This window comes from Bacillus sp. SB49, from assembly GCF_000469135.2.
In the GTDB taxonomy this organism is placed as follows: Bacteria; Bacillota; Bacilli; order Bacillales; family Halobacillaceae; genus Halobacillus.
The window spans coordinates 3,293,730-3,320,386 of sequence record NZ_CP048117.1 but is presented as its reverse complement, the minus strand read 5'-3'; the positions used below and the strand labels follow the sequence as shown (position 1 = coordinate 3,320,386).

General features: G+C 48.0%; 30 protein-coding genes. 26 read left to right on the top strand and 4 right to left on the bottom strand.

Annotation, left to right across the window (positions count from 1 at the left end):
• Window positions 1-14: 14 nt before the first annotated feature.
• From atpB to M662_RS17240, 20 genes are all read left to right on the top strand, one after another.
• Window positions 15-737, top strand: a complete 723-nt coding sequence (gene atpB / locus M662_RS17335; protein WP_008632352.1) for a F0F1 ATP synthase subunit A — start codon at window positions 15-17, stop codon at window positions 735-737.
• Window positions 738-787: 50 nt separating this feature from the next.
• Window positions 788-1,000: a F0F1 ATP synthase subunit C gene (gene atpE / locus M662_RS17330; protein ID WP_008632354.1), complete on the top strand. Its 213-nt coding sequence runs from the start codon at window positions 788-790 to the stop codon at window positions 998-1,000.
• Between the two features lie 229 nt (window positions 1,001-1,229).
• Window positions 1,230-1,754: a F0F1 ATP synthase subunit B gene (atpF, locus tag M662_RS17325; RefSeq protein WP_026577873.1), complete on the top strand. Its 525-nt coding sequence runs from the start codon at window positions 1,230-1,232 to the stop codon at window positions 1,752-1,754.
• A complete protein-coding gene (locus M662_RS17320) occupies window positions 1,751-2,296 on the top strand; it encodes a F0F1 ATP synthase subunit delta (RefSeq protein WP_026577874.1) in 546 nt (181 codons plus the stop codon). Before atpF ends, M662_RS17320 begins: the two co-directional genes overlap by 4 nt.
• A gap of 18 nt (window positions 2,297-2,314) precedes the next feature.
• Window positions 2,315-3,823: a F0F1 ATP synthase subunit alpha gene (gene atpA, locus M662_RS17315; protein ID WP_008632357.1), complete on the top strand. Its 1,509-nt coding sequence runs from the start codon at window positions 2,315-2,317 to the stop codon at window positions 3,821-3,823.
• A gap of 33 nt (window positions 3,824-3,856) precedes the next feature.
• On the top strand, window positions 3,857-4,720 hold the full coding sequence (locus M662_RS17310; RefSeq protein ID WP_026577875.1) for a F0F1 ATP synthase subunit gamma: 864 nt from the start codon (window positions 3,857-3,859) through the stop codon (window positions 4,718-4,720).
• Window positions 4,721-4,762: 42 nt separating this feature from the next.
• Window positions 4,763-6,175, top strand: coding sequence for a F0F1 ATP synthase subunit beta (gene atpD, locus M662_RS17305; RefSeq protein ID WP_008632359.1), 1,413 nt, complete (start codon window positions 4,763-4,765; stop codon window positions 6,173-6,175).
• A gap of 75 nt (window positions 6,176-6,250) precedes the next feature.
• Entirely contained in the window at window positions 6,251-6,655 is a 405-nt protein-coding gene (locus M662_RS17300; protein ID WP_008632360.1) for a F0F1 ATP synthase subunit epsilon, read from the top strand.
• Window positions 6,656-6,876: 221 nt separating this feature from the next.
• Window positions 6,877-7,110, top strand: a complete 234-nt coding sequence (locus tag M662_RS17295; RefSeq protein WP_008632363.1) for a DUF1146 family protein — start codon at window positions 6,877-6,879, stop codon at window positions 7,108-7,110.
• Window positions 7,111-7,208: 98 nt separating this feature from the next.
• A complete protein-coding gene (locus M662_RS17290; RefSeq protein ID WP_008632365.1) occupies window positions 7,209-7,919 on the top strand; it encodes a YwmB family TATA-box binding protein in 711 nt (236 codons plus the stop codon).
• 34 nt (window positions 7,920-7,953) lie between these two features.
• Entirely contained in the window at window positions 7,954-9,264 is a 1,311-nt protein-coding gene (gene murA, locus M662_RS17285; RefSeq protein WP_008632366.1) for a UDP-N-acetylglucosamine 1-carboxyvinyltransferase, read from the top strand.
• A gap of 125 nt (window positions 9,265-9,389) precedes the next feature.
• Window positions 9,390-10,436, top strand: a complete 1,047-nt coding sequence (spoIID, locus tag M662_RS17280) for a stage II sporulation protein D (RefSeq protein WP_008632367.1) — start codon at window positions 9,390-9,392, stop codon at window positions 10,434-10,436.
• Between the two features lie 170 nt (window positions 10,437-10,606).
• Window positions 10,607-11,554 carry a stage II sporulation protein SpoIIQ gene (locus M662_RS17275; RefSeq protein WP_235601502.1) on the top strand — a complete coding sequence of 316 codons (948 nt, stop codon included), beginning with the start codon at window positions 10,607-10,609 and terminating at the stop codon, window positions 11,552-11,554.
• 373 nt (window positions 11,555-11,927) lie between these two features.
• Window positions 11,928-12,209 carry a sporulation transcriptional regulator SpoIIID gene (gene spoIIID, locus M662_RS17270; protein WP_008632369.1) on the top strand — a complete coding sequence of 94 codons (282 nt, stop codon included), beginning with the start codon at window positions 11,928-11,930 and terminating at the stop codon, window positions 12,207-12,209.
• Between the two features lie 261 nt (window positions 12,210-12,470).
• Window positions 12,471-13,469: a rod shape-determining protein gene (locus tag M662_RS17265; protein ID WP_008632370.1), complete on the top strand. Its 999-nt coding sequence runs from the start codon at window positions 12,471-12,473 to the stop codon at window positions 13,467-13,469.
• A gap of 31 nt (window positions 13,470-13,500) precedes the next feature.
• Complete coding sequence (locus M662_RS17260) at window positions 13,501-14,316, top strand: flagellar hook-basal body protein (protein WP_026577876.1); 816 nt, start codon at window positions 13,501-13,503, stop codon at window positions 14,314-14,316.
• A 14-nt stretch (window positions 14,317-14,330) separates the two neighbouring features.
• Window positions 14,331-15,155, top strand: a complete 825-nt coding sequence (locus tag M662_RS17255; RefSeq protein ID WP_081694889.1) for a flagellar hook-basal body protein — start codon at window positions 14,331-14,333, stop codon at window positions 15,153-15,155.
• Between the two features lie 20 nt (window positions 15,156-15,175).
• Window positions 15,176-15,466, top strand: a complete 291-nt coding sequence (locus tag M662_RS17250) for a DNA-directed RNA polymerase subunit beta (protein WP_008632376.1) — start codon at window positions 15,176-15,178, stop codon at window positions 15,464-15,466.
• Window positions 15,467-15,616: 150 nt separating this feature from the next.
• A complete protein-coding gene (locus tag M662_RS17245) occupies window positions 15,617-16,948 on the top strand; it encodes an FAD-dependent oxidoreductase (protein ID WP_008632377.1) in 1,332 nt (443 codons plus the stop codon).
• Window positions 16,945-18,027: a class I SAM-dependent methyltransferase gene (locus M662_RS17240; RefSeq protein ID WP_035388155.1), complete on the top strand. Its 1,083-nt coding sequence runs from the start codon at window positions 16,945-16,947 to the stop codon at window positions 18,025-18,027. The genes M662_RS17245 and M662_RS17240 overlap by 4 nt, the downstream gene beginning before the upstream one ends.
• A 42-nt stretch (window positions 18,028-18,069) precedes the next feature.
• On the opposite strand, the gene M662_RS17235 is transcribed toward M662_RS17240, so the two are convergent.
• Window positions 18,070-18,213, bottom strand: coding sequence for a lmo0937 family membrane protein (locus M662_RS17235; RefSeq protein ID WP_008632381.1), 144 nt, complete (start codon window positions 18,211-18,213; stop codon window positions 18,070-18,072).
• 148 nt (window positions 18,214-18,361) lie between these two features.
• Between M662_RS17235 and fabZ the strand changes: the two genes are divergently transcribed.
• Together fabZ and M662_RS17225 are read left to right on the top strand one after the other, a co-directional pair.
• On the top strand, window positions 18,362-18,784 hold the full coding sequence (gene fabZ / locus M662_RS17230; RefSeq protein ID WP_008632383.1) for a 3-hydroxyacyl-ACP dehydratase FabZ: 423 nt from the start codon (window positions 18,362-18,364) through the stop codon (window positions 18,782-18,784).
• Between the two features lie 114 nt (window positions 18,785-18,898).
• Window positions 18,899-19,192, top strand: a complete 294-nt coding sequence (locus M662_RS17225) for a hypothetical protein (RefSeq protein ID WP_152413287.1) — start codon at window positions 18,899-18,901, stop codon at window positions 19,190-19,192.
• Between the two features lie 21 nt (window positions 19,193-19,213).
• On the opposite strand, the gene M662_RS17220 is transcribed toward M662_RS17225, so the two are convergent.
• Window positions 19,214-19,381: a hypothetical protein gene (locus M662_RS17220; RefSeq protein WP_161484928.1), complete on the bottom strand. Its 168-nt coding sequence runs from the start codon at window positions 19,379-19,381 to the stop codon at window positions 19,214-19,216.
• Window positions 19,382-19,427: 46 nt separating this feature from the next.
• Window positions 19,428-19,607 carry a YjfB family protein gene (locus tag M662_RS17215; protein WP_008632402.1) on the bottom strand — a complete coding sequence of 60 codons (180 nt, stop codon included), beginning with the start codon at window positions 19,605-19,607 and terminating at the stop codon, window positions 19,428-19,430.
• Window positions 19,608-19,802: 195 nt separating this feature from the next.
• Between M662_RS17215 and M662_RS17210 the strand changes: the two genes are divergently transcribed.
• From M662_RS17210 to M662_RS17195, 4 genes are all read left to right on the top strand, one after another.
• The gene (locus tag M662_RS17210) at window positions 19,803-20,423 is read left to right on the top strand and encodes a hypothetical protein (protein WP_026577878.1); all 621 of its coding nucleotides are present in this window, start codon (window positions 19,803-19,805) and stop codon (window positions 20,421-20,423) included.
• Window positions 20,424-20,713: 290 nt separating this feature from the next.
• Window positions 20,714-22,063, top strand: coding sequence for an efflux RND transporter periplasmic adaptor subunit (locus M662_RS17205; RefSeq protein WP_008632407.1), 1,350 nt, complete (start codon window positions 20,714-20,716; stop codon window positions 22,061-22,063).
• Entirely contained in the window at window positions 22,050-25,124 is a 3,075-nt protein-coding gene (locus M662_RS17200) for an efflux RND transporter permease subunit (protein ID WP_008632409.1), read from the top strand. The genes M662_RS17205 and M662_RS17200 overlap by 14 nt, the downstream gene beginning before the upstream one ends.
• A gap of 138 nt (window positions 25,125-25,262) precedes the next feature.
• Window positions 25,263-26,216 carry a class F sortase gene (locus M662_RS17195; RefSeq protein WP_051348891.1) on the top strand — a complete coding sequence of 318 codons (954 nt, stop codon included), beginning with the start codon at window positions 25,263-25,265 and terminating at the stop codon, window positions 26,214-26,216.
• A gap of 65 nt (window positions 26,217-26,281) precedes the next feature.
• On the opposite strand, the gene M662_RS17190 is transcribed toward M662_RS17195, so the two are convergent.
• On the bottom strand, window positions 26,282-26,641 hold the full coding sequence (locus M662_RS17190) for a PilZ domain-containing protein (RefSeq protein WP_152413288.1): 360 nt from the start codon (window positions 26,639-26,641) through the stop codon (window positions 26,282-26,284).
• Between the last annotated feature and the right edge of the window lie 16 nt (window positions 26,642-26,657).

Genomic DNA, 26,657 nt, shown 5'->3' with positions numbered 1-26,657 from the left:
GGTAGGTGAACAGTTTGAATCACGAATCACCGATATTAGAGGATGCGTTTGGGATCTCTTGGCTGGATTTCAACTTATCTAACGTATTGATGATGTTTGTTGCTTCCTTGATTGTATTTATCCTCGGCGTAGCGGCGACAAGGAATATGAAGCGATATCCGAAAGGGTACCAGAATTTCATGGAATGGCTGATCGATTTCATTAAAGGAATCATTGGATCAAACATGGACTGGAAGACGGGAAGGCTATTCTTGCCACTCGGCCTTACTTTATTCGCCTACATTTTCGTTGCCAACATGCTCGGGGTCGTAACCAATGGTGTCGTAGGGCATACGCTTTGGTGGAAATCACCGACGGCGGATCCCGGAATCACGTTGACGCTTGCAACCTTGGTCGTTGTGCTGACTCATTATTACGGTGTCAAGTTACGGGGCGGCAGAGAATATGCTAAAGGATTTATTCGTCCTTTGCCACTATTGCTTCCTTTCAAGATCATCGAGGAATTTTCCAATACGCTGACACTCGGTCTGCGTCTTTACGGTAACATTTATGCAGGAGAGATCCTTTTAAGCCTGCTCGTTACAATGGCAGCGGGTGGTATAGGAGGATTTATCGGGGCAACCCTTCCGATGATTGCATGGATGGGCTTCAGTACATTCATCGGCTTTATCCAGGCGTTCATTTTCGTTATGTTAACGATGGTTTATATGTCTCACAAAGTGAGCGAAGACCATTAATATAAAGTAATATAATCAACTTTTTTAAAATATTAAGGAGGATTTTCATTATGGGTCTATTAGCAGCTGCAATCGCAGTAGGTTTAGCGGCACTTGGTGCTGGTATTGGTAACGGTCTAATCGTAAGTCGTACAGTAGAAGGGATTGCGCGTCAACCAGAATTGCGCAGTGCTCTTCAAACAACAATGTTCATCGGTGTCGCACTAGTAGAGGCGATTCCTATCATCGGCGTTGTTATTGCATTCATCGTAATGGGTAGATAAAGCGGACGAGTATATACGCTTATGGCGAAGTTCAACTCCATCGATCTTCGCCTTTCCTTTATACTTTACGAAAACTATATACCCGCAAGTCATGGTAAGAAAACTTCGACGGAAGCTGTTTAACAGCGGAAGCCGGGTTTTTCGCTTGTAAGGCACCGCCATCGAGGTGGGATGAGCAGTGCCTCAGGCAAAAAACTGTTACGAGATGGTGTGGAGAGGAGTGAAAACTGTGCAAGGATTCACAAATAGTCTGGTCCTCGGTGCTGAAGGAGGACTACATGTTGGTGACATGATCATTCAGCTCATTTTCTTCCTGTTGCTGCTTGCTCTTTTGGGTAAGTTTGCTTGGGGACCATTGATGAATATGATGAAAGAACGTGAAGATTACGTAGCTAATGAAATCAATACGGCGGAGAAAAGCCGTGAAGAAGCGCAGCGCATGCAGAAGGAAGCTTCTGATGAGCTGAAGGCGACTCGCCAGGATGCACAGAATATCATTGAGGATGCCCGTAAGACGGCTGTCCAACAGGAAAAAGATATTCTGGAATCAGCCCGTGCCGAAGCAGAGCGCATGAAAGAATCGGCTCGACAGGAAATCGAACAGGAGAAGGAGAAAGCTGTCCAGGCTCTTAAAGATCAAGTTGCATCCATGTCTGTCATGATTGCATCGAAAGTGATCGAGAAGGAACTCTCCGAGAAGGATCAGGATACATTGATCAATCAATATATCGATGAGGCAGGTAAAGAGCGATGAGCGAAATGATCATTGCAAAACGCTATGCGGAAGCTCTTTTTCAACTTGGAAAAGAGAGATCTAAACTAGAGCAGTTCGAAACGGAATTATTGACATTACGTGAAGTATATAAGGGCGATGCCCAATGGTTGGCCTTCCTTAAGCATCCACGTGTGACTATCGATCAGAAGAAAGAAGCGGTGCGCCAGTCGCTCCAGTCTTTCTCAGTTGAAATCGTAAATACGGTTCAGCTCCTCGTCGAGCGTCACCGGGAGGATATCATCGTGGAGATGATCGGGCAGTTCATCACTATGATGAATGATGCCAAAGGAACGGCGGATGCGGATGTTTACTCTGTGCGCGAGCTCTCTGAAGAAGAGAAGCAGCGTGTATCAGCGGCCTTCGCACCAAAAGTCGGTAAACAGTCTTTGAACCTTAGAAATATTGTAGACCCTTCCATTCTCGGCGGTCTACGTGTAAGAATCGGCAATCGGATCTTCGATGGATCGGTCAGCGGGAAGCTGCGCCGCATCGAACGTAAGCTGATATCTACGAACAAATGATGATAGGGGTGAAATGGCATGAGCATCAAAGCTGAAGAAATCAGTGCGCTGATTAAGCAGCAGATTGAAAACTATGAATCAGATATAGAAGTCAATGATGTGGGGACCGTAATCGAGGTCGGTGACGGGATCGCACGTGCTCATGGTCTTGATAACGTCATGGCCGGTGAGCTGGTTGAGTTCTCCAATGGTGTTATGGGCTTGGCACAGAACTTGGAAGAAAGTAACGTTGGTCTTGTCATTCTTGGACCATATACAGATATTAAAGAAGGCGATGAAGTTCGTCGTACAGGACGTATCATGCAGGTGCCTGTAGGAGAGGAAATGCTTGGACGTGTCGTAAACCCTCTAGGCCAGCCGGTGGACGGACTCGGACCGATTGAAACGACGAAATCCCGTCCAATCGAATCTCCGGCACCAGGGGTTATGGATCGTAAATCCGTACACGAACCTCTTCAAACCGGCATTAAAGCGATCGATGCACTTGTTCCAATTGGACGTGGGCAGCGTGAATTGATCATTGGTGACCGTCAAACCGGTAAAACATCTGTCGCGATCGATGCGATTTTGAACCAGCACGATCAAGACATGATATGTATCTATGTAGCGATCGGGCAGAAAGAATCTACTGTCCGTGGTACGGTGGAAACATTGCGCCGTCACGGGGCTTTGGATTACACGATCGTCGTAACTGCAAGTGCTTCCCAACCTGCACCACTTCTTTACCTGGCACCATATGCCGGCGTTGCAATGGGAGAAGACTTCATGTACAACGGAAAGCACGTACTTGTCGTTTATGATGACTTGTCCAAGCAGGCAGCTGCTTATCGTGAACTTTCCTTGCTGCTTCGTCGTCCACCAGGCCGTGAAGCATTCCCGGGAGACGTATTCTATCTTCACTCCCGTTTGCTGGAGCGTGCCGCGAAGCTTAGTGATGCGAAAGGCGGAGGGTCTTTGACTGCTCTTCCATTCGTAGAAACCCAGGCGGGCGACATCTCTGCCTATATTCCAACGAACGTTATCTCCATTACAGACGGACAGATCTTCCTTCAGTCCGACTTGTTCTTCTCCGGTGTACGTCCGGCGATCAACGCAGGTCTTTCTGTATCACGTGTAGGGGGATCCGCACAAATTAAAGCGATGAAGAAGGTTGCAGGTACCCTTCGTTTGGATCTGGCTTCTTATCGTGAACTGGAAGCATTCGCTCAGTTCGGTTCCGACTTGGATAAATCGACACAGGCGAAACTGAATCGTGGTGCCCGTACAGTAGAAGTACTGAAACAAGGCCTGCATCAGCCGCTTGCTGTTGAAAAACAGGTCATGATCATTTATGCACTGACGAAAGGTTTCCTTGATGATATTCCAGTACAGGATATCACTCGTTTCGAATCCGAGTTCCACCTGTGGTTGGACAACAACCGCAAAGAGCTGCTTTCCCAAATCCGTGAGACAGGTAAACTTGGTGAAGACAGCGATATGAGCGAAGCTGTCAAAGCGTTCAAGAAAACGTTTGTCGTTTCGGAGTAAATGAATGATAGCTGGAAAGGGTGGTGAAACAGCGTGGCATCCCTTAGAGATATAAAAGGTCGGATTACGTCTACGAAGAAGACGAAACAAATTACGAAGGCAATGGAAATGGTGTCGGCTTCCAAGCTGAACCGTGCCGAGCAGAATGCCAAAAAATTCGTTCCTTATAGTGAAAAAATCCAGGATGTCGTTGCGAGTATCGCAAACGGCGGTGGTGATGCAAGTCACCCGATGCTGGAGGCACGGGATGTGAAGAAGACGGGATATCTCGTCATTACATCAGACCGTGGGCTTGCGGGAGCATTTAACAGCAGCATTCTGCGTAAGGTTTACAACCAGATCCGTGATCACCATACATCTGCAGAGGAATATACCCTGATTACGATGGGACGCATCGGGCGTGATTTCTTCCGTAAGCGGAACATGCCTGTAGATATGGATATCACCGGTATCTCGGATCAGCCTGAATTCGCTGATATCAAGGATATTGCTTCTGATACAATTCAATTATATACAGATGAAAGAATTGATCAGCTGTATATTTACTATAACCACTATGTCAGTGCGATCACTCAGGAAGTGACGGAGAAGAAAATTCTTCCACTGACAGATTTGAGTCAAAGCGGCAAAGGCAGCCGAAGTTCTTATGAGTATGAGCCGAACCAAGAAGAGATTCTCGAAGTACTGCTTCCTCAATACGCAGAGAGCTTAATATATGGTGCCCTGCTTGACAGTAAAGCAAGTGAACACGCGGCACGGATGACGGCAATGAAGAGTGCGACAGATAATGCTGATGATTTAATCGGAGATCTGACGCTATCTTACAACCGTGCACGTCAAGCTGCCATTACCCAGGAGATTACCGAAATCGTCGGCGGTGCAGCCGCTCTCGAATAGGGAAAACCGTTTTTTGTTCAAAGTAAGTTAGGAGGGAAATCGATGAGTAAAGGACGCGTGACTCAGATCATGGGACCGGTTGTGGACGTTACATTCGACGAAGGCAGCCTCCCGGATCTTAATAACGCATTGCATGTCAGCTATGATGCGCAATCTGAAAATGAAACAAACGTCGACCTTACATTGGAAGTCGCTCTTCACCTTGGTGACAATACCGTCCGTACGGTAGCGATGTCATCTACCGAAGGTGTTATGCGCGGCACACCCGTTACAGACACAGGGAAACCGATCTCTGTACCTGTCGGAGACGTGACGCTTGGACGTGTATTCAATGTACTTGGTCAAAATATCGACCTGGATGAGCCACTGGGGGAAGACGTCCGCCGCGACCCTATCCACCGCAGTGCTCCTACGTTTGAAAACCTGGCGACAGAGACAGAAATCCTTGAAACAGGAATTAAAGTCGTCGACCTGCTTGCCCCTTATGTTAAAGGTGGTAAAATCGGACTCTTTGGTGGAGCCGGAGTAGGGAAAACCGTATTGATCCAGGAGCTTATCAATAACATCGCCCAGGAACACGGTGGTATTTCCGTATTCGCGGGCGTCGGAGAACGTACTCGTGAAGGAAATGACCTTTACTGGGAAATGACGGATTCCGGAGTTATTAAGAAGACGGCGATGGTCTTCGGTCAGATGAACGAGCCGCCTGGAGCACGTATGCGTGTCGCTCTTTCCGGACTTACCATGGCGGAATACTTCCGTGATGAGCAAGGTCAGGACGTTCTGTTCTTCATCGATAACATCTTCCGTTTCACACAAGGTGGTCTGGAAGTATCCGCACTACTCGGACGTATGCCGTCAGCTGTAGGTTACCAGCCGACATTGGCAACAGAGATGGGTCAACTTCAGGAACGAATCACGTCCACGGATAAAGGATCTGTTACGTCGATCCAGGCGATTTATGTCCCAGCCGATGACTACACGGACCCTGCTCCAGCGACAACGTTCGCTCACTTGGATGCGACGACAAACCTTGAGCGTAAGCTTTCTGAGCAAGGGATCTACCCTGCCGTAGACCCGCTTGCCTCTACATCCCGTGCCCTTGATCCGGATATCGTCGGAGAAGAGCACTACGAGGTGGCGCGTGAAGTTCAGCGGACGCTTCAACGTTACAAAGAACTGCAGGATATTATCGCCATTCTCGGTATGGACGAGCTTTCCGATGAAGATAAGATGACGGTTGCACGTGCGCGCCGTGTTCAGTTCTTCCTGTCCCAAAACTTCCACGTTGCCGAACAGTTCACTGGTCAGCCGGGTTCTTATGTTCCCGTTGCGGAAACAGTGCAAGGCTTCAAGGAAATTCTTGAAGGTAAATATGACGATCTTCCGGAAGATGCTTTCCGCCTTGTCGGTCGCATCGAAGAAGTGGTTGAGAAATCAAAACAAATGCAATAAACGATTCGTGAAAGCGGAGGGGCTCTCCGGTAGAGTTCCTTCCTTCTTCACGATCACTGCCGAGGAGGAATACGTATGAGTACACTGACGGTGAGTGTCGTCACTCCTGATGGCCCGGTGTTGGAAGATGCATTTGAAATGGTGAGTTGTAAGGCGGAGAGCGGGGAACTCGGAATTCTTCCGGGGCACATTCCTATGGTGGCTCCGTTGACGATCAGTGCTGTGCGCCTGAAGGGCGGAGAGCGGTCGGAACGGATTGCTGTAAGCGGAGGATTTCTTGAAGTCCGTCCGGATAAAGTGACCATCCTTGCACAATCTGCTGAAAGGCCATCGGATATTGATGCCGATCGTGCACAAATGGCAAAAGAACGTGCGGAACGCCGACTCCAAGATAAACAAGCCGATATCGATTTCCAACGGGCTGAAATGGCGCTCAAACGAGCCATCAATCGTTTGGATGTTTACGATAACACTTTCTGACTGCTTTCACATGAGAGCAGTTTGTTTTTTTGTAGAAAGTCCGAGTTTTGTTTCTATTTATTTCTAATTGTTGCTTAAAAAGTAAAATTCGCCAGAACAAACGGTTATTCCCCGGGAAATGAATCGTTTTATTTCCTCTTTTGTCGCTCGTTTTCCTATTCACAGCAACCGTTTGATAGTATGATGGGAAAGTCGACATTATTTAAGAAGGAGTGTTTGTTTTGGAACAGTATTTTGCTGAAGAAGCCATTCTCAGTATGACGTCCCATTTAATCTTCATCATCATTACGTGGCGTGTGCTTCAATCAGTGAATTTCGATTCGTTGTTCAGAAGAAACAAAGTTTTCGAAGCACGGATTCTCGTCATCCTGATCACGATCGCCATCGGCACGACGGTCAGTAATTTCTTTCTTGATTTCATTAAATGGTCGAACAGCCTGGTCTATTTGTTTTAAGGATTCATTTGTCTAATGTTGTTAGCAAATGTCCTGTATGAATCCCGCCTGCCAAGGTCAAACTTATAGTAAGTTGATGCTTGGGGAGGCATATAAAAATGAAGAGTGTTTTAACTGGAATTATTGCATTGCTTATCATCGGTACAGGTGCTTATCCACAGGAAATGATAGAAGGCCATGAAGAGCTCATGGACATTGCGTCATTTGCTGAGGATAAGCAGCTAGAAGTGAATGAGTGGACAATTACAATAAAAGAAACGATCGATGCTTCATCATTCGAGAAGATGCAGAAGGAAATCCTCTCTCTTACGGACCACAGGGAAATGAAGCGGGAAAATTTGAAGAATGCTGTAAAATATTCGGTGAAAAACCGACATAAACATTCAGATATCGTCGAATCTTATATATTGATTGTTCCCAAAAAAATGAAGAGCAGTGTGGAAATGGTTTATGCCATCGGAGGACAGGGAACACCCTCTTTAGAACAAGCGCAATCATCATCTTTACTGAAGGAAGTAAAAAGTCGACTTTTCTCGAAAACTGCTACCATTTTCTCTTGTCTTAAGGCGAATTATAATGGTATTATTAACGATGTTTTAGTATATCAAGAATTCAAAGAAGCTTTCAACGTTACAACAATAGATGAAGTCGACGAAGAAGGCTGGACTAGCAGATCCGGCCATACAACCGAATGGGGTCAGTCAATACCTACGGGGGATCAACCGATGAATGTTCAATTCGCATCAAGAACTTTGGGCGGGGAGACAAACATCACTATTGGCACACCCATTATTACTGCTGAATATTAATAATAGTGAATATGGACGCGGAGGAGAATGAACCTTGGAAAAAATCATCGTCCGTGGTGGGAGGCAGCTGAATGGTACCGTCAAAGTAGAAGGTGCCAAGAATGCCGTACTGCCTGTCATCGCAGCAAGTATAATTGCAAGTGAAGGAAAAAGCGTACTCCACGAAGTACCTGCTTTAGCCGATGTACACACAATTAACGAAGTAATCAGACATATGAACGCAGACGTCAATATGGTTGGAAATACAGTTACAGTGGATGCTTCTGGCAGGTTGGAAACAGAAGCACCAATCGAATATGTGAGAAAGATGCGCGCTTCTGTTCTTGTACTGGGACCACTTTTGGCCCGCTATGGCCATGCTAAGGTTGCCCTCCCTGGTGGTTGCGCAATCGGTTCCCGTCCTATCGATCAACACCTGAAAGGGTTTGAAGCGATGGGAGCAGAAGTAACCGTTGGTAACGGTTATGTCGAGGCGGAAGTAAACGGACGCCTGCAGGGCGCCAAAATCTACTTCGATGTTCCGAGTGTAGGGGCAACGGAGAACGTGATGATGGCTGCAGCATTGGCGGAAGGGAAAACCGTACTTGAGAACTGTGCCAAAGAGCCGGAAATTGTTGACCTTGCCAACTATTTAAACAAGATGGGTGCCAAGATTGTCGGTGCCGGAACAGAAACAATCCGCATCGAAGGTGTGGAGAAGCTTACAGGAGCTGTACACACGATCATTCCTGACCGCATTGAAGCGGGTACCTTCATGGTGGCTGCGGCTATCACCGGCGGTAACGTCCTTGTAAAAGGAGCGCTGCATGAGCATCTACGTTCTCTTGTATCCAAGATGGAAGAGATGGGTGTCATCATCGAAGAAGAGGGCGATGGGTTACGTGTTATTGGTCCTGATATCCTGAAAGCGACGGATATTAAGACGATGCCTCACCCGGGATTCCCGACAGATATGCAGTCACAAATGATGGCTTTGATGCTGAATGCCCCTGGGACCAGCGTCATTACAGAGACCGTTTTTGAGAATCGTTTCATGCACGTCGAAGAGTTCCGTCGCATGAACGCTAACCTTAAAATCGAAGGACGCAGTGTAATCGTCGAAGGTCCTTCCACCCTTCAAGGTGCAGAAGTACAGGCGACAGACCTGCGTGCAGGTGCGGCACTTATTCTGGCCGGCCTCGTCGCAGATGGCTACACGCGCGTAACAGAACTGAAACACTTGGATCGCGGTTATGTTGATTTTGCAGGTAAACTTGCCGGAATTGGTGCGGATATTGAACGCATCCATGAAGATGAGCATTATGCAGAAGAACATGAGCCGAGCGAATCTGTATCGACATTATAATATATACATCCTCATTGCTTGTCTGTTTCAATATTTTTGAAACGGGCAAGCTTTTTTGGTTCTATCATCTCCCATTTCTGGATACATTTTAGTAGAGATCTACTTTTGGAACCAGGAGGATGCGGATGAAGAAGAAAAGCAATGGAGTCGGACTACTCGCATTAGGGAGTTTGTTTATCGTGATACTAATCATTCCAACCTTGATCGTCGTACCTTTCACCAATTCCAACAAGACAGAAACCGTTCAGGAGCACCCTGAAGAACAAAAAGCTGCCAAATCGGCTTCAGCAGAAAGTTCTTCCCTCGCAGTCAAGGTTCTGCGCAGCAACAGTCAGGAAGTGGAGCAGGTACCGATCGAAACGTATGTTGCAAGGGTGGTAGCTTCGGAAATGCCTGTTAACTTCGAGTTGGAAGCATTGAAGGCGCAGGCACTCGCAGCAAGGACGTATATCACTAGATATTTAGTCGAAGGCAGCAAAGTATCGGAACAGGCGGATGTCACAGATACCGTTAATCATCAAGTGTATAAAGATGAAGATGAGTTGAGAAATTTGTGGAAAGATGATTATGATGCAAATATGGCGAAAATCACCGAAGCTGTGGAAGCGACGGCTGGTGAGATCATCACGTACGACCATGAGCCCATCACGGCATCCTTTTTCTCTACGAGTAACGGCTATACGGAAAATGCCGGCGATTACTGGGAGAATGATATCCCCTATCTGCAAAGTGTAGAGAGCCCATGGGATGCTGATTCACCGAAGTTTACGGATCAAAAGGTTGTATCTGTATCTGAGCTTCAACAGACGCTCGGCGTTACCGTGGATGGTCTGAGTCAAACGTCCATTACGAAGACAGAAGGAAACCGGGTGGATGAAGTCCATTTCGGCAATCAAGTGTTTACAGGAAGAGAAGTGAGAGAAAAGCTCGGTCTTCCTTCCAGTGATTTCACGATCCAGCAGAAGGACGATCACATCATCTTCACGACGAAAGGCTATGGGCACGGTGTCGGCATGAGCCAATACGGAGCGAATGGAATGGCCAAATCGGGAAAAACATATAAAGATATCATCCAGCATTACTATCACAACACAGAAATTTCCCCATTAAGCACTCAGACGGCAGCCCTTGCTTCTGCTGAGGGTACATCGGAGGATCCATCGTCTGACTAAAGAGCGGCTCTTCGGAGCGGCTCTTTCTCTTATATTCGCATTCTTGAACGTGTGTGCCTGGATTCCTTATTCGTTCATCATAAATTTTTCCTGTTCATGTATATATTGGCTCATAACTGTTCAGAATGGTTTTTGAGGTGATGAACATGAAAGAGGAAGGTAAAAAAAGCGTGACAAAATTAAAGTTTAAACGCTTGATGCGCAAGAAGTGGTTGTATCCAGCTTTGTACTTGTCTGTAGCAGCTCTGGTGCTCGTCGGTGTGTTCTGGTATCAAGGATCAAATGATGGACAAGATCAGGTTGCGGAAACACCGCAGTCCGACGTACAGGATGAATTCCTGACGAAAGACGGAGAAGAAGCAGTACCGGTCATGGACAGCAAAGAGAATCTGAAGATGCCCGTAGCGGACGAACAAGCAGCTTCCATCGTTACAAAATTCTATGATTACAACTCGTCTGAAGAAGAACAGGAAAGTGCACTGGTCCTATACAACAATAAATACTATCAAAGTGAAGGCGTCGACATCACTAGGGAAGATGGGGAAACGTTTGAAGTAACGGCTTCCTTATCAGGGACAGTCACGGAAGTGAAAGAAGATCCATTGTATGGTAACGTTGTAGAAATCAGTCATGAAGATGAAGTCGCAACGGTTTATGCAAGCCTTGAGGATGTAGAAGTGAAAGCGGGATCGGACGTTGCTCAAGGGGACGTTATCGGTTCTGCCGGACGCAACTCCTTCGGCCAGGCAAGCGGTGTACACGTCCACTTTGAAGTTCGTAACGAAGGACAGCCGATCAACCCGGAAAGCTTCTTCGGACAGCCGATGACTCAAATTAAAGAGAAGGCTCAAGAAGCTGAAGAAGCGAAAGAAGAAGCACCTGCAGAAGAGGATGCGCAAGGAACAGAAGAAGCTCCTGCCGATGATCCAGCAGAGGGTGCGGAAGAACAGACTTCCGACGATGCTTCTGAAGAGGCGCCATCTCAAGATCAGGCGGAAACTCCTGAAGATGGAAGCCAGGAAGATGCAGACGTGGAAGAAGATCCAACTCAAACCGAAGAAGGAGAGCAGGCACCGGATGAAGAAAGTGCTTCCTCCATCTCTTCTACACAAGCATAAAAAGAGGGCATCCGCCCTCTTTTTTTTATTGGTCGAATCGTTCCTTGTTTTGGAAGAAGGTCCCATATAATATAAAACGGCGCCTTCCCCGTATGTGGGAATATCCGCTGCCTCTAAGCAGCCCTCCTTTGGTGAAAAGGAGGGCTGCTTATTCCATGAAAAAATGGGCATAATCCGAAAGAACAGCAACACACTTGCATCCTGTGGCATATCCGGCAGGTTTCATTAATACAATGAGGATAACCGAGCACTCGGTAACATCCAGGGTGATACATCAGGATAAACACCTATGAACCTAAACGCCCACTTAATATCGCTGCGCTTTCCAATGAAGCCCACCCCCTTGGATAGTCAATCACAGGAGGCGAGTGGAGTGCATGATTACATCAAAGAGAGGACTATCAAGATCGGGGAGCACATTATCGAAACAAAGAAAACGGTGAGAGTGATTGCTAAAGAATTCGGTGTTTCCAAGAGTACGGTACACAAAGATTTGACGGAACGGCTTCCGGAAGTGAATCCGGAGCTTGCGAAGGAAGTCAAAAAGATCCTTGATTATCATAAAGAAATCCGTCATCTGCGCGGCGGAGAAGCTACGAGGCGCAAATATAAAACCCAAATCATAGAAGATCATCCGGTGCAGCCTCTCGCTTAAATAGATAACTCCCCTCCCTTTGTCAAAAATCCTCGACATTGGTAACTTTTTTCTTTTCCCATGAGACGAATGTCGTAATTTTGTGATAGAATATAGAATTAGATGTGTAATGTACAAAGCCAAAATATACTCGAATCATTTGGGAAAAACTAAGTCAGCGAGATGACTGAAACGCCAATGTCCCAACGTATATCCGTTTCTCTTGAGCGGATTAGGTTTGGAGAGCGGTTATGCTTATACAATAGGGAGGATCTACAGAACATGTTTGCGAGAGATATAGGAATCGACCTCGGTACAGCGAATGTACTCATTCATGTAAAAGGTAAAGGAATCGTATTGAATGAACCATCCGTCGTAGCGATGGACCGGAATACAGGAAAAGTATTGGAAGTGGGCGAAGAAGCCCGTCGTATGGTAGGACGTACGCCTGGAAACATCGAAGCGATCCGACCACTTAAGGATGGCGTCATTGCGGACTTTGACGTGACGGAAGCGATGCTTAAGCACTTTATCCAAAAGACGAACGTGAAGGGATTCTTCTCTAAGCCGCGCATGCTGATCTGCTGCCCGACAAACATTACGAAAGTGGAGCAGAAGGCGATCAAAGAAGCGGCGGAGAAATCCGGCGGGAAGAAAGTGTACTTGGAAGAAGAACCGAAAGTGGCTGCGATTGGTGCTGGTATGGATATTTTCCAACCGAGCGGTAATATGGTTGTAGACATCGGTGGAGGAACAACGGATGTAGCTGTGCTGTCTATGGGAGATATCGTAACGGCGTCTTCCATTAAAATGGCCGGAGACAAGTTCGACCATGAAATACTTCAATACATCAAGAAACAATACAAACTTCTAATTGGGGAGCGTACGGCGGAAGATATTAAAATCAGTGTCGCTACGGTCTTCCCTGGTTCAAGAAATGAAGAGATCGAAATCCGCGGTCGTGACATGGTGTCAGGGCTTCCGAGGACGATTACGGTCAACTCAGAAGAAATTGAGAAATCACTGCGCGAATCTGTTCAGGCGATTGTTCAGGCAGCCAAGCAGGTACTGGAGCGTACGCCGCCGGAATTATCTGCGGATATCATCGATCGTGGTGTGATCATGACTGGTGGAGGAGCACTTCTTCACGGAATCGATCAATTGCTTGCAGAGGAGCTGAAAGTTCCGGTTCTGGTTGCAGAAGCACCGATGGATTGTGTGGCGACAGGTACAGGAATTATGCTTGAAAATATCGATAAACGGATTTCGACGAAGTTTTAATTTTTCTTGAGATTCGGAAGGAGCGATCACCTTGTTGAGAGGATTCTACACAGCTGCCTCAGGTATGAAGGCGAATCAGCGGATGCAGGAAACATTATCGAATAACATGGCCAATGCTTATACTCCAGGGTACAAAGCGGATCAAGGGACGATGCGGTCTTTCCCTGAGCTTCTGATTGAACAAATGGGAAGCCGCACACTGCCTACATCACGTGGAACGAAAATACCTGTCAACAGAGAAGTAGGATCCCTTAACACAGGTGTATATGTGCAAGAATCTATCCCTTCCTTCGTCCAGGGAGACGTAAGGGAGACGGGTGTCGGGACGGATCTGGCTCTCGTTCAGCAAGGCGTACCGGATGACGGAGGGATGGTATTCTTCCGTGTCAGCAACGATGCTGGGGAAGAACGCTATACGAGAAATGGAAACTTCACGGTGGATGGAGAAGGGTTCCTTACGACCAATCAGGGCGGGTATGTCCTTGATGAAGCCGGGAATCCAATCAATACGTCCGGAATCGATTTTGTTGTAAACACGGATGGTACGCTTCAATTGGACGGGCAGCAGGTGGCTTTAGGCTTTGCCTACAGTGCTGATCCGGCATCCATGGTCAAGGAAGGCAGCGACTTGTTCCGTTCGGAGGAAGACCTGGCGGATGCCGGGGGAAATGAAGCCGTCCGTTTTGATGTGGTGCAAGGACAATTGGAACAGTCCAACGTTGATCCTGCGACCACGATGACGGAAATGATGAATACATATCGTTCGTTTGAAATGAATCAGCGTGTGTTGAAAGCATATGATGAAAGCATGCAGAAAGCTGTAACAGAAATCGGCAGAGTCCGGTAAAGGGAGGAACAGCCATGATCAATCGTTCCATGATTCAATCAGCAGTAACGATGGGCCAGCTGCAGACGAAGCTGGACTTGATCGGTAACAACCTGGCCAATAGTCAAACGACAGGATATAAAAGCCGTAGTGCTGATTTTTCCTCTCTTTTGTATCAGCAGATTGATAATCAGTCAGATAATCTTGCGGAAACGGGACGGCTCACACCGGACGGAATCCGAATCGGTTCCGGTGCCGGGATCGGACATACGAATATTGATTTGAGTCTTGGAAGCCTTCAGGAGACGGGGCGCACCCTTGATGCGGCTTTTCTTCAGGAAGGGCACATGTTCGAGGTTTTAGTTCCGACAGAAGCAGGTATAGAAACACAGTACACCCGTGCCGGGAACTTTTATCTAAGTCCGTTGAATGACGGTGAAGTCATGCTGACGGATACGAATGGCAATCCAGTTGCAGGGGAAGACGGGGAGCGGATTGTCCTGGAAGATGGCTTTCAATCCATTACACTGAATGCGGACGGATCCGTTGTTGTACGGCGTAATGGAGCAGAAGAAACAGCAGGTAGGCTTGCTGTCGTTGATGCGGTCCGACCACGTATGCTGGAAGCTGTCGGCGGCAATCGATTCCGTATTCCGGACGGTATTGCTGCGGATGGACTGGTTACCGCGGTCCAGCCGGGAGAAACGGTATTAAAAAGTGGGACGCTGGAAACGTCTAATGTAGACGTTTCGAAACAAATGACGGATATGCTGATGGCTCAGCGTGCTTATCAATTCAACGCGAAGTCGATTTCGACAGGAGACCAGATGATGGGGCTTGTCAATCAGCTGAGATCATAATAGTAAGGAGTTAGACGACCATGGCAACAGATCCTAAAGCAAAAGGGACAAAGCAAATGAAAGAGAAGGAAACTGCCGTCAAACCGAAGGCAGGGAAGAATAAACCGAAGAAAGAGAAGACCACAAAGAAACCCCGCAGGCGGATTCTTCCGATATGGCTTCGGATCCTCATCGTTCTCCTCCTCAGTGCTCTTGCCTTACTGATAGGATTGATGGTCGGATATGGTGTGATCGGTGATGGTGATCCTACAGATGCGCTGAAAGTGGAAACGTGGCAGCATATATGGGACATCGTGACGAAAACAGAATAAAAACCGGGCTTGTCTTCATTATATGTGGAAGCCTCCGGAATATGACGACACGGACTCATGAGAGTCCGTGTTTTTTGTGTTCTTCCAATGTTTTCAAATTCCCCTATGGGGTATGAGGTAGATACAGCGAAGTCAGCCGGGAGGGAAACTATGAAAACAGATGTATTCATTGCAGGCGGCGGTGTAGGGGGCCTGATGCTTGCTGCGAAGCTTGCCAGCAGAGGAGTTCATGTCGTCATTGCAGAGCAGATGAACAGGAAATCGCCTGCTTATAAGGGGGAACTCCTTCAGCCGAAGACCATTGCTATATTAGACCGAATCGGCGTTGGAGAACAGGTGGAAGCGTGCGGTCATCCGATCGATCAGCTCCGTTTTCAGGAAGTCCACCGCAGGAAAGGGCGTCCGCCTGAAGAAATCAGTTTGACCGAGCTTGACTACGGCAGAGTAGCGAGCGTATATGATCATGCATTGATGGTCCCTCATGAGAAGACAAAGGATATCCTCAGAAATAAAGGGAAATCGTTTGAGCAATACTTTCACTACCTCCCGGGTGCCCGGTTCCTGGGCTTTGAGAACGGTGTAGCTGTCGTTAAACAGAAGAGGGAGAGAATATCAATCCAGGCGGATGTGTATGTCGGAGCGGAAGGGAGAAGCTCACCGACGCGCGATGCGATGAACGTCCATATGGAACGGAAAGAGTATAATCATCATTTCCTCACTGTCACTATTCCCCGTCCGGAACGTTTCACGAAGGGGAAAATCATTACAACTTCGAATGGTTTCCTTGGTTTATTCCCTTTGCCGGACAAAGAGATCCGTACCGTTTACCTCATTGAAGCAGGGAGTTATAAACAAATCAAAAAACAGGGACTCGAGCGGTTCTATGAAGCATACAGCGAGCTTGCGCCTGAATTAAAGGACGGCGTCCGCGCCATCAGAGACTGGCGCGATATCCAGCTTATGATTCCCTATACCTATCATGTCGATCGGTACTATGCCGGTAACCTTGTATTGATCGGCGACGCTGCCCACACGGTACATCCCATGGCGGGAGAAGGCATGAACTTAGCGGTGCAGGATGCCGACGTGCTCGGGGAACTGCTGGCCTGGTGTAAAGAAGAGGGAAAAAGCTATCATGAATACCTTCACTATTATGAAGAAGTAAGAAAGCCTCGTGTCTCCTTTCTCCTTACCTTGAGTCATATGTCCGCCCTCGTTTATTCTTTCCGGTACGAGTGGTGGAGAAAGCTGAGATGCAGGGCTGTGGAGCGGATGTATGAAGATGATAAGCTGCACGTTAAGCAGATGCTGAACATATCCGGATTAGGAAAATGGGATTTCACATTAACCGACAGGGCGGTTCAGGGAAACATGCTTCCGGCAAGAAAGAGGCGGGTGAAGGATACGGAACAGTACCGGCGCTTATTCTCGGAAGCGGAAGATTACCCTTGGATAAAAAATGAGAAAGGAAGGATCAGATGAATGAATGGATCACCGTGATGCAGGCGAGGAAGTGGATGAAGAAGAATGAATCCTTTTTACCGATTTGGCATGCATATGTCGGATCGGAGCTCGACTTGTTTGATGAATTCGAAACGGCACGAACCATTGATGTAATTAGTGAGAAGACGGGGTATCCGATGGACCTGCTCTCTTCCTGGGTCAAAGTCGGTGTTGCTGTGAAGCATCTGAAGAAACGGCCTGGCGGGCGCTACCGCACTTCGAAGAAACATTGCGCAAGCCTCATGGGTGAACGATCGTCTCCAGGGGTGAAGGCGCTGCTTAAAGAAATGATGGAACTTCATATCCCTACTTTGTTGCAGTATCCGGATATAATGCGGTCGTTGGAGCGGGCGGAGTTCGATCATGACAGGCATGGAGAAGTCGTTGCCGAAACGTCTGCTCTGCTTGAGCATTTTGCCATGAAGAAAATAATGAAGACACTACGTGATAAAGACATCGACACGGTCATTGATCTTGGATGCGGAAACGGTTGTTATTTACGAAAACTGGCTGCAACTTATCCTTCCGTCCGTATGATCGGGGTCGATATCAACCAGAAGGTGATTGAGAGCGCCCGCGCGGCATCGGAGGGATACCCGAATATCGAATTTGTCGTCGGGGACGTCCATGACTGGAGCCCGGAGGATAGGAAGGCGGATGTGGTGCTGCTGCACAATCTCTTTCATTATATTCACCCGGATGAGCGGTCGGGTCTGCTCGAGCAGATGCATGGATATGTGAAGCCGGACGGTCTTATTTCCGTCATTACTCCGATGAATGAAACGATGTACGGAGAAGCCTTTTCCTCTGCGTTCAATAGTTTCTTCGTTGCCCATTCCAATTTATTTGCCCTTCCAGACAAAGCAGAGCTCGAACGTGTAACGAATAAAAGCAACTATGACCTGTTTGATCTGGACCCTATCGTTAAAGAGGGATCCTGGTACACGTGCTGGCTGAGTCCGTCCTCTCCGGTTCAGGAAGCCAGACAGACTGGTACAGACAGCAGGGAGCAGGTGCCGGTTTCTGCCGGGGAAAGTGCCTGGACAAGGAGTTCATGAAAAAAAGGCTGCCGCAGTAGTTATGCAGGCAGCCTTTTAAAGCTATAATCGTTTTCCTTGGACGAGGCGGATGATGAGTACAACCAGTGCGACCACTAAGAGAATGTGGACGAGGTTCCCTGCAATACCACCGATGACGCCAAGCAGCCATAATACCAATATGATAATAAAGATAGTCCAAAGCATGATTGTTCATCCTCCTTCCTTTAGATGTGTCATCTAGAAATTAGCATTCCCTAATTTCGGTATGTCAAACGAAATTGCGGAAAACGATTTGTTCCACGTGGAATCTACGCTTATAATGGAGAACAGGACTGATGAAAGGAGCAAGATGATGCTGGATATTGAACAAATCAAAGAAATTATTCCCCACCGTTACCCGTTTCTATTAATCGACCAGGTAGAGGAGATTGTCGAAGGCGAGCGTGCGGTTGGATACAAGAATGTAACGATAAACGAACCCTTCTTTCAGGGCCATTTTCCGGATTATCCGGTGATGCCCGGCGTACTTATTACAGAAGCCTTAGCGCAGATGGGCGCGGTTGCGATGCTTAAGAAAGAAGAAAACCAAGGGAAATTGGCGTTCTTCACAGGTATCGATAAGTGCCGCTTTAAGCGTCAGGTTAAACCGGGCGATCGGTTGAAGCTGGAAGTGGAAATCGTCCGTTTGAAAGGACCGATCGGCAAAGGGAAAGCGAAAGCCACCGTCGACGGGCAGCTTGCCTGTGAAGCGGAAATCATGTTTGCATTGAAATAATGGAGAGACCCGGCAGCTGCTGCCGGGTTTTTTTATTTTCTTGGTGGAATATGGATGGATTCTCTTCTTCTGGACATACTAGAGCACGTAATCATCAAAAAGGAGGAAATGTCCATGAAAGCTTTGTTACTTAAATTGTTGGTCGCTTTGTTCGCTGTTTCTCTTTTAGGTGCGTGTGCTTCGGAAGAGGAGCCCGCGGAGGACGATAACAACACAGAAGAGAATATGCAGGAAGAAGAAGATAACATGGAAGAGGATATGCAGGAAGACGAGAACAAGATGGAAGAAGATATGCAGGACGATGAGAACAAGATGGAAGACGATATGAATGAAGAAGAGAAGCAGAACGAAGAAGACATGACGAACGAAGATACGATGGAAAACGATGAAAACAAAGACAACGAATAATAAGTCTTAAAAAGCCGCTGTTCAGCGGCTTTTTTTCATGGACAGAAATAAGGCGATAATCAGTAGACAGAGACCACCGATGGTAAAGATCGGTACGAAGACCGGCTGAGCTTTGGGCGGGGACAGGAGAAATAAAGCGATGCCTGCTAAGAAAAGGGAGTAACCAGTCCATGCCATTCTTTTGTCCATTCGCTCAGCTCCTTTATCATCACGCCCGCCGGTGGCAATCTTTTGATTACGCCTTTATATCAAGGCTGTTTCCGAGATCCGGGTGGGGGATGGAGTTCTCCATCATCTCCACCATCCGGGCCCCTTTTGTATCGGCGTCCCCCATCACTTTATCCATCAATGCCAGGTTCGTCTGCTGTTTCAACTGTGTTGTGCTCAGCGCCATTGATAAGGCTGCAATATCCATTTGATCCCTCCTTCTTTTCTTGTATCGGAATACGAGAGAAGAGGATGAAGGGATATTTTGACCAGAGATTGTCTATATCCTTTGGAAAATAGGCGTCGGTTCGGTAGAATGAAGATAGAACAATTCATAAAAACTTTACAATTATAAGTTTCCAGTTTTTAGATGCGTGGAATAAGCGAATAGAGGTGATTATTGATGAAGTACAGAACGGCACAAGATTTAAAAGAATTATTGTTAGAAGAGCGAGAGAGAGTGGTCAACAACATTCCGCAGGAAAAACTGGATGTTTACCTTTACCTGCATACGGTGTTTGAAGATACGTATGTCCCGGATGACAAGCTCTATCAATTTATCTTCCGGCATTTCTTCCGATTGGATAATCCGAGTTTGACGAAGGAGTTTGAGAGCTGTTACTTCAAACTGATGGAAGAACAGCGGGACCATGAACGACCGAATATCGTCCAGATAACGAAACGTCTGTACGAAGTAAAGAACCACAAAGGGAATCCTACGATGCAGTTTCCACTTGCTGCCTCTATGCTGCATACCCTGAACCCCAGCTTCCCCTCGTATGACAGCGATATTGTTAAAGCGTTCGATTTCTCATCCACGTATCATCTGTCCGGTTTTGATAAGAAAATGAAACGCTACATCGCCCAGTACCAGCATACTTTCCATACGTTCGGTGAAATGATGGAGGATGAAGCACTGGAGCCGCTTTTTACTCATTTTGATCAGCGTTTCCCGGAATATGAGCTTCCCAAGATTAAGAAACTCGATCTGCTCGTGGCACAGCTCGGAAACAGCCTCCAATAGGCATCACGGCCGAACCGATCCGGTTTGGCTTTTTTTGTGCCCTCGTCGCATAACGTCTGTTATTTATTACCACAATAAGGGGCAGATGAAACGAAAGTACAGCAAATTCCGACACGGGAAGCAGACACAATTTTGTCATTTTCCCCGGAATGCTGCAAGTTGCAATACATAGGGGAGTTTAGTAACATTAATCGTAATTATGACTACATGGTCAGCGGTTTGTATTCGGCGTACATAAAAGGTTCAGGGGAAACACATCGAAGAGAGTCTTTGAAGGAGAGGAAGTCTTGATGAAACAGCTGGTAATGGTGTTGTCGCTGGTAGTATTGGCGGCGTGTATGCAGGAAGAGACGGGTTCAGAGAAAGCGGAGGAGCGTGTGACCCCTGTTCAGGTGGATACAGTCCAAAAAGATGATTTCGTCATCGAACGGGAAATTTCGGGATCCGCAACGGCCGGGGAGCAGGCGCCTGTGACAGCCAAGACGCCTGGTGAACTGGTTACCTTGAATGTGGAGAAAGGCGACAGAGTGGAGAAGGGAGAGACGATCGGTGTCGTCGATCCTGGTAACGGAGAAAGTCAGGTGGAGCTGCAGGAATTGGCGGTCCGTCAAGCGGAGCAGCAGCTTGAGAATGCCCGGTTGTCCAAAGAACAAGCAGCAGCCGGCGTCGAGAATGCGGAAGATCAGGTGACGCTTGCCAAGCAGGCTTCTCAATCAGAAAAGAGTCAGACGGCCCAGGCGGCGGAAGCGGCTGAACAGCAGTACGAACAGGCAAAACAGCTGGCTGATGAGACACAGAAGCTGTTTAAAGAGGAGAAGATTCCTGAAGCGCTGTATGAGCAGGCGGCAAATCGTGCGGAGCAGGCACAGGCACAGATGAAGCAGTTGAGTGGGCAGGCGCCTGCATCTGCTTCCGCTGTCGCCCAGGCAGAAGCTCAAGTCGATCAGGCCGAGCAGCAGATCGAGCAGGCGGATATGGCCGTAGAACAGGCAGAGCTTCAAGTCGAGCAGGCGAATGTCCAATTGGAACAGGCGAAGGAGCAGGCGGCGAACGAAGCAGTGACTGCGCCGGTTTCCGGAGAAGTGGCTTCCCTGAATGCATCAGAGGGGGACCTCGTTACGAACCAACAGCCGTTTGCTACCGTTGTCAGTTTGAATCCGATGACGATTACTGCTTCCGTGACTGCTGAACAATTGGATTTGTTTAACAAAGAGGAAGAACTGAAGGTCGATATTGGGGCTCTTGAAGACGAAGTCACTGCGACCGTCACGTATGTTTCATCTGTCCCGGACGACACCGGATTGTATCCTGTTGAAGCACGCGTAGATAATGGAGAAGAGACGATCAAACCCGGCATGATGGCAACTTTCCTTTTACCGGAAAAGGTGGTCGAGGATACGTTAATCATTCCGACAGACAGTTTAGTAGAAGAAAATGAAGAGACATTTGTTTATCAGATCGTGGACGAAAAAGCGGTGCAGGTTGCTGTGGAAGTCGTGGAAAGACAAACGGATCAGGTTGCTGTTACCTCGGAAGATCTCCCTTCAGATGCAGATGTCATCACTTCCGGGCAGTTGACCCTTACGGACGGGGATCTTGTACGTGTCATGAAGGAGGATTCTCCGGATGAAGCTCGTTAATCTTTCCGTCAAGAGACCTGTCGGGGTCATTATGGTCGTTGCCGCCATTCTTGCCCTCGGCTTCGTTTCTCTGCGTAATTTAACGATCGATCTCTATCCGGAAATTGAGCTCCCTATCGCTGTTGTTTCGACGTCCTATGAAGGGGCGGCACCTCAGGAAGTAGAGAAGCTTGTAAGCAGGCCGGTGGAGTCGGCAGTAAGCAGTATTGAAGGGCTGGAAGTTCTTCAATCCAGGTCTCAGGCAGGCTCTTCCCTCGTGCTGCTTCAATTCAATACAGGAGTAAATCTTGACAGTACGCTGCTTGAGGTGAGGGAAAGCGTCGATCAGGTAACGGGCGTCCTTCCTGAAGAAGCTTCCGATCCAAGTGTGCTGCGCTTCGATCCGCAGCAGCTGCCGATCATGACGATCGGCTTATCCGGCGGATCTCCGGCAGAGTTACAGCAGGTTGCCGAAAGTCGGATCGTCCCTTTTCTTGAGCGACAGGATGGTGTCGCCTCTGTCAGCGTGGAAGGTGGACAAGTAAGTGAGGTGCAGGTCCTTATCGACCGTGCACAGATGGCTCAGTATGGACTGGATTCGCAGACAGTCATTCAAGCGTTAAATGCCGCTAATCAATCCGCATCGGCCGGGAATATCGAGTCCGGTCAGAAAGATTTGCAGCTTAGACTGGAAGGGGAGTTTTCCTCGGTGGATGATGTGCGTGAGACCATCATTCAGTCTCCATCGGGTGCGAAAGTGACGCTCGATCAAATCGCGGATGTCGAGGAAACGCTTGTCGATGCCAATTCGATCAGCAAGGTCGATGGAGAGTCTTCGGTCGTGCTGTCCATCTTGAAGAAAACCGATGCCAACAGTGTAGAAACGGCGGATAATGTAAGAGCGGCACTTGGAGATTTGGATGAGGATCTACCGGAAGGGGTCGGGACGAGCATCGTCCTGGACACGTCCGACTTTATCAAAACATCCATCAACAGTGTCGTCTTGAATATTATTATCGGGGGAATCATATCTGTTCTGGTGTTACTCTTGTTCTTAAAGAGCTTCCGGGCAACACTGGTCATCGGTCTTTCGATTCCGATCGCCATCATTTCGACGTTCACGTTGATGTATTTCACTGGAGAGACGTTGAATGTCCTGACGATGGGTGGACTGGCGCTTGGAATTGGAATGATGGTGGACAGTTCCATTGTCATCCTGGAGAATATCGTCCGCTACCGGCAGCAGGGGTATTCTATGGTGGAGGCGGCAAAAGTGGGGGCATCGGAACTCGCGCCTGCCGTCGTTGCTTCCGCTACCACAACCTTGGTTGTTTTCCTGCCGATCATCTTTGTAGAAGGAATTGCATCAGAATTATTCACACCGCTTGCCTTGACGATCATGTTCGCACTGATTGCATCGCTTGCTGTATCGGTGACACTCATTCCGATGCTGTCTTCGAAATTGTTAACGAAGTCGTTGAAGGAAAACGGCCGGCGTTATTGGTTTGACCGCTTCCTTGATAAGGTGAATGACGTGTACCGTTCTGTACTGCGCTGGGTGTTGAAGTTCAGAAAAACGACGCTGGCGATTACGACGGCCTTGATTGCTGCAGCGATAGCGGTCATTCCATTTATCGGAACCGAATTCATTCCTCCTTCCGATCAAGGGCAGGTGGAAATCCAAGTCGAAATGCCTGCAGGTACATCGCTTTCCGAAACGGAGTCCGTCACAAATCAAGTTGATGAACAAATTGCAAAGTTCAAAGATATCGTTGACGTCAGTTATTTATCCATTGGCAGCGGTGGTATGGGAAGCTTTGGTAACGGTTCTACCGATTCGGCATCCTATACGATTCAGCTCATTGATCCTGAATCCAGGGAGAAGACAACCCAGGAAGTGATGGGGGAGCTCGATGAAGCCGTTGCTGGAATCGCAGGAGCGGAAATCGAGGTGAGTGAACTCGATGCCGGCCTTGGAACCGGAGCACCTCTTCAAGTCCAGTTGAACGGAGAAGAGTATGACGTCCTTGATGAGCTTGGAGAACAGGTTGCTTACGTAATGAACGAAGTCGACGGTGTAAATAACGCCACTTCTTCCACAGAGGAAGGACGTCCGGAAATGCAAATCAACGTCGATTCCCAGAAAGCGGCCCAATATGGATTGACGGATCAACAGGTCATCAGTCAAGTCCAGCTCGCCTTCAATGGTCAAATTGCGACAAGGTACCGGAACGGCACGGACGAAGTCGATGTCCGATTCATCTTCCCTGAGGAGGACCGGCAGACGATCGCCGATCTCGAAAGTATGCCGGTTCAATCTCCGAGTGGGGGGATTGTTCCTCTTGCGACGATCGCAGAACTGGAACAGGTCCAGGGGCCCGTCTCTCTGTTACGTGAAAATCAGCAGCCCCAGGTGAATGTAGAAGCGGAAGTCAGCGGTATTGATCTAGGAACAGCGACCGAACAAGTAAGAGCGGAACTGGAACAGCTGAATTTCCCGGATGGATATTCCTACACCATCGGCGGTCAGGCGCAGGATATGCAGGATGCGTTCGGCGATTTAGCTATCGCCCTTGTATTCTCTATTTTCCTTGTTTACGCCGTCATGGCGATCCAGTTCGAGAACTTCCTGTTCCCGTTCATCATCATGTTCTCGCTGCCGGCAACGATTGTCGGTATATCGGGTGGTCTTCTGTTGACTGGTCTGCCGTTCAGTCTTCCGGCTTTTGTCGGCATCATTATGCTCGCAGGGATAGTCGTTAACAACGCAATTGTTCTCGTGGATTACATCAATATTCTGCGTAGGAAATCGTATGACCGGTTGGAAGCGATTCTCGAGGCAGGACCGAACCGCCTGCGTCCGATTCTCATGACGACGCTGACGACGATCCTCGGCATGGTGCCGCTTGCCCTCGGCATCGGTGAGGGGTCCGAAGCCCAGCAGCCGCTGGCGGTGACAATCATCTTCGGGTTATCCGTTTCCAGCTTGTTTACACTCGTGCTCATTCCGGTCGTGTACACGTATTTCGATGATATATCGAGAAAAGTGACTGGTTTCTTTCAGAGGCGGGTAGAGAAATAGTAGTGATTCCAAAACCCAAGCTTGTAAACACAGGCTTGGGTTTTTATTAAATGATTTTTTTATGAAAAAGGTGATCCAAATAGAACGTTGAAACGATAGCTGTTTAAGTACACGTCCAGGAAAAAGGAGGGGCAGACAGTGGAAAGAAAGTGGAAAATTTACTTTTCTATCGTGGGCACGATCGCCCTGTTGATGTTCTTATATCAGTCCAACGTGTTTGCCATGTGGACATCTGATGAGCCGGTGAGCAAGGGGAGCCGTAACGTCGTGAATACCGATATCTACCCATCGGGAGAGCAGGCGGACGAGCAGACGGTAACAGAGGAATTCCGAGTCTTGAATGAAGAGAATAAAGAGCGGGCGGAAGAGGCGGAAGCAGGAATAGTCCCGGTAAATATTAAAATTCCTGCCATCGACGTCGATGCCGCTGTAGAAAATGTCGGTGTCCTTGAAAACGGGGAGATGGGAGTGCCGGAAGACCCGTCAAAAGCGGGCTGGTTCGAGCCTGGGACTCAGCCGGGAAAAACAGGGAACGCAGTCATAGCGGGCCATGTAGACAGTCACACCGGTCCTGCTGTCTTCTACGATCTGGAGAAGCTGGAGCCGGGGGATGAGATAACGGTTACGGATGACGAAGAAAAAGAGAGAACGTATGTAGTGGAACGGATGGAGAGCTATCCGTGGGATGAATCTCCGATTGAAGAAATTTTCGGTCCGACGAGTGAAAAGAGGCTGAATGTAATTACCTGTACCGGTGAATTCATCCGGGATAAAGGAGGTCATCAAGACCGGCTCGTAGTCTACACTACTCTGAAGGAAGAAGTGGAAGATGAAACAGAACTTCCTTCTCCGACAGCCGTGGAAGTGAGTGGTTCCTTCGTAAACTGGCACGCCGTCCGTAAAGACGATGTTGTCGGATACCGGGTGTACCGCAGCGCAGATGGCGAAGACTTCGAACAAGTGGCCAGCATCTCTGCGCATGAAAGAAAGACATATGTCGACCCTGAGGCGGGAAGTCATATCTATTACGTTACGGCGGTTGATGCGGAAGGGAATGAATCCGCGCCATCCGTGAAATCGAATGAGAATTGATTAAAAAAACTGGTGTTCCAACCGCATGCTGATCAGTAGGCGGTGGTCCTCCAGTTTTTTTTGTTTTAAGGATGATGGATAATTGCTTCTGACATCGATTCCCCAAGTGTATGGATTATCTGTTTCAACGGTTCGGGATAGTCGAAGACGTGGACTCCGCAGGACATCTTCTTTTCTTCTTTCTGCAGCCAGATGACGCGCCCTTCGGCAATAAACGTGCGGTTTTGAATCATCATTGTCACAAGCAATTCGTCTTTCATCATCAAATCAGGATGAAGGGCGCTCGTGAAGCGTAAACCGTTAAGACTTATGTCATTCACTTCTAAAGGACCTGAAACTTGGCGGTTCCACTTCTTGTTATAAAAGCCTGGCAGAGGTGATTGGAAGGTGTAACGAAAGGGCTCGCTCCTACGTTCATGCATCATACCCCATCCCCTTTAT

Bases quoted from the DNA above. Each gene is read 5' to 3' on its own strand.
- atpE (WP_008632354.1), top strand. From the start codon at position 788: ATGGGTCTATTAGCAGCTGCAATCGCAGTAGGTTTAGCGGCACTTGGT.
- M662_RS17320 (WP_026577874.1), top strand. From the start codon at position 1,751: ATGAGCGAAATGATCATTGCAAAACGCTATGCGGAAGCTCTTTTTCAA.
- atpA (WP_008632357.1), top strand. From the start codon at position 2,315: ATGAGCATCAAAGCTGAAGAAATCAGTGCGCTGATTAAGCAGCAGATT.
- atpD (WP_008632359.1), top strand. From the start codon at position 4,763: ATGAGTAAAGGACGCGTGACTCAGATCATGGGACCGGTTGTGGACGTT.
- M662_RS17300 (WP_008632360.1), top strand. From the start codon at position 6,251: ATGAGTACACTGACGGTGAGTGTCGTCACTCCTGATGGCCCGGTGTTG.
- M662_RS17290 (WP_008632365.1), top strand. From the start codon at position 7,209: ATGAAGAGTGTTTTAACTGGAATTATTGCATTGCTTATCATCGGTACA.
- spoIID (WP_008632367.1), top strand. From the start codon at position 9,390: ATGAAGAAGAAAAGCAATGGAGTCGGACTACTCGCATTAGGGAGTTTG.
- M662_RS17265 (WP_008632370.1), top strand. From the start codon at position 12,471: ATGTTTGCGAGAGATATAGGAATCGACCTCGGTACAGCGAATGTACTC.
- M662_RS17255 (WP_081694889.1), top strand. From the start codon at position 14,331: ATGATCAATCGTTCCATGATTCAATCAGCAGTAACGATGGGCCAGCTG.
- M662_RS17250 (WP_008632376.1), top strand. From the start codon at position 15,176: ATGGCAACAGATCCTAAAGCAAAAGGGACAAAGCAAATGAAAGAGAAG.
- M662_RS17245 (WP_008632377.1), top strand. From the start codon at position 15,617: ATGAAAACAGATGTATTCATTGCAGGCGGCGGTGTAGGGGGCCTGATG.
- M662_RS17240 (WP_035388155.1), top strand. From the start codon at position 16,945: ATGAATGAATGGATCACCGTGATGCAGGCGAGGAAGTGGATGAAGAAG.
- M662_RS17235 (WP_008632381.1), bottom strand. From the start codon at position 18,213: ATGCTTTGGACTATCTTTATTATCATATTGGTATTATGGCTGCTTGGC.
- fabZ (WP_008632383.1), top strand. From the start codon at position 18,362: ATGCTGGATATTGAACAAATCAAAGAAATTATTCCCCACCGTTACCCG.
- M662_RS17225 (WP_152413287.1), top strand. From the start codon at position 18,899: ATGAAAGCTTTGTTACTTAAATTGTTGGTCGCTTTGTTCGCTGTTTCT.
- M662_RS17220 (WP_161484928.1), bottom strand. From the start codon at position 19,381: ATGGACAAAAGAATGGCATGGACTGGTTACTCCCTTTTCTTAGCAGGC.
- M662_RS17215 (WP_008632402.1), bottom strand. From the start codon at position 19,607: ATGGATATTGCAGCCTTATCAATGGCGCTGAGCACAACACAGTTGAAA.
- M662_RS17210 (WP_026577878.1), top strand. From the start codon at position 19,803: ATGAAGTACAGAACGGCACAAGATTTAAAAGAATTATTGTTAGAAGAG.
- M662_RS17205 (WP_008632407.1), top strand. From the start codon at position 20,714: ATGAAACAGCTGGTAATGGTGTTGTCGCTGGTAGTATTGGCGGCGTGT.
- M662_RS17200 (WP_008632409.1), top strand. From the start codon at position 22,050: ATGAAGCTCGTTAATCTTTCCGTCAAGAGACCTGTCGGGGTCATTATG.
- M662_RS17190 (WP_152413288.1), bottom strand. From the start codon at position 26,641: ATGATGCATGAACGTAGGAGCGAGCCCTTTCGTTACACCTTCCAATCA.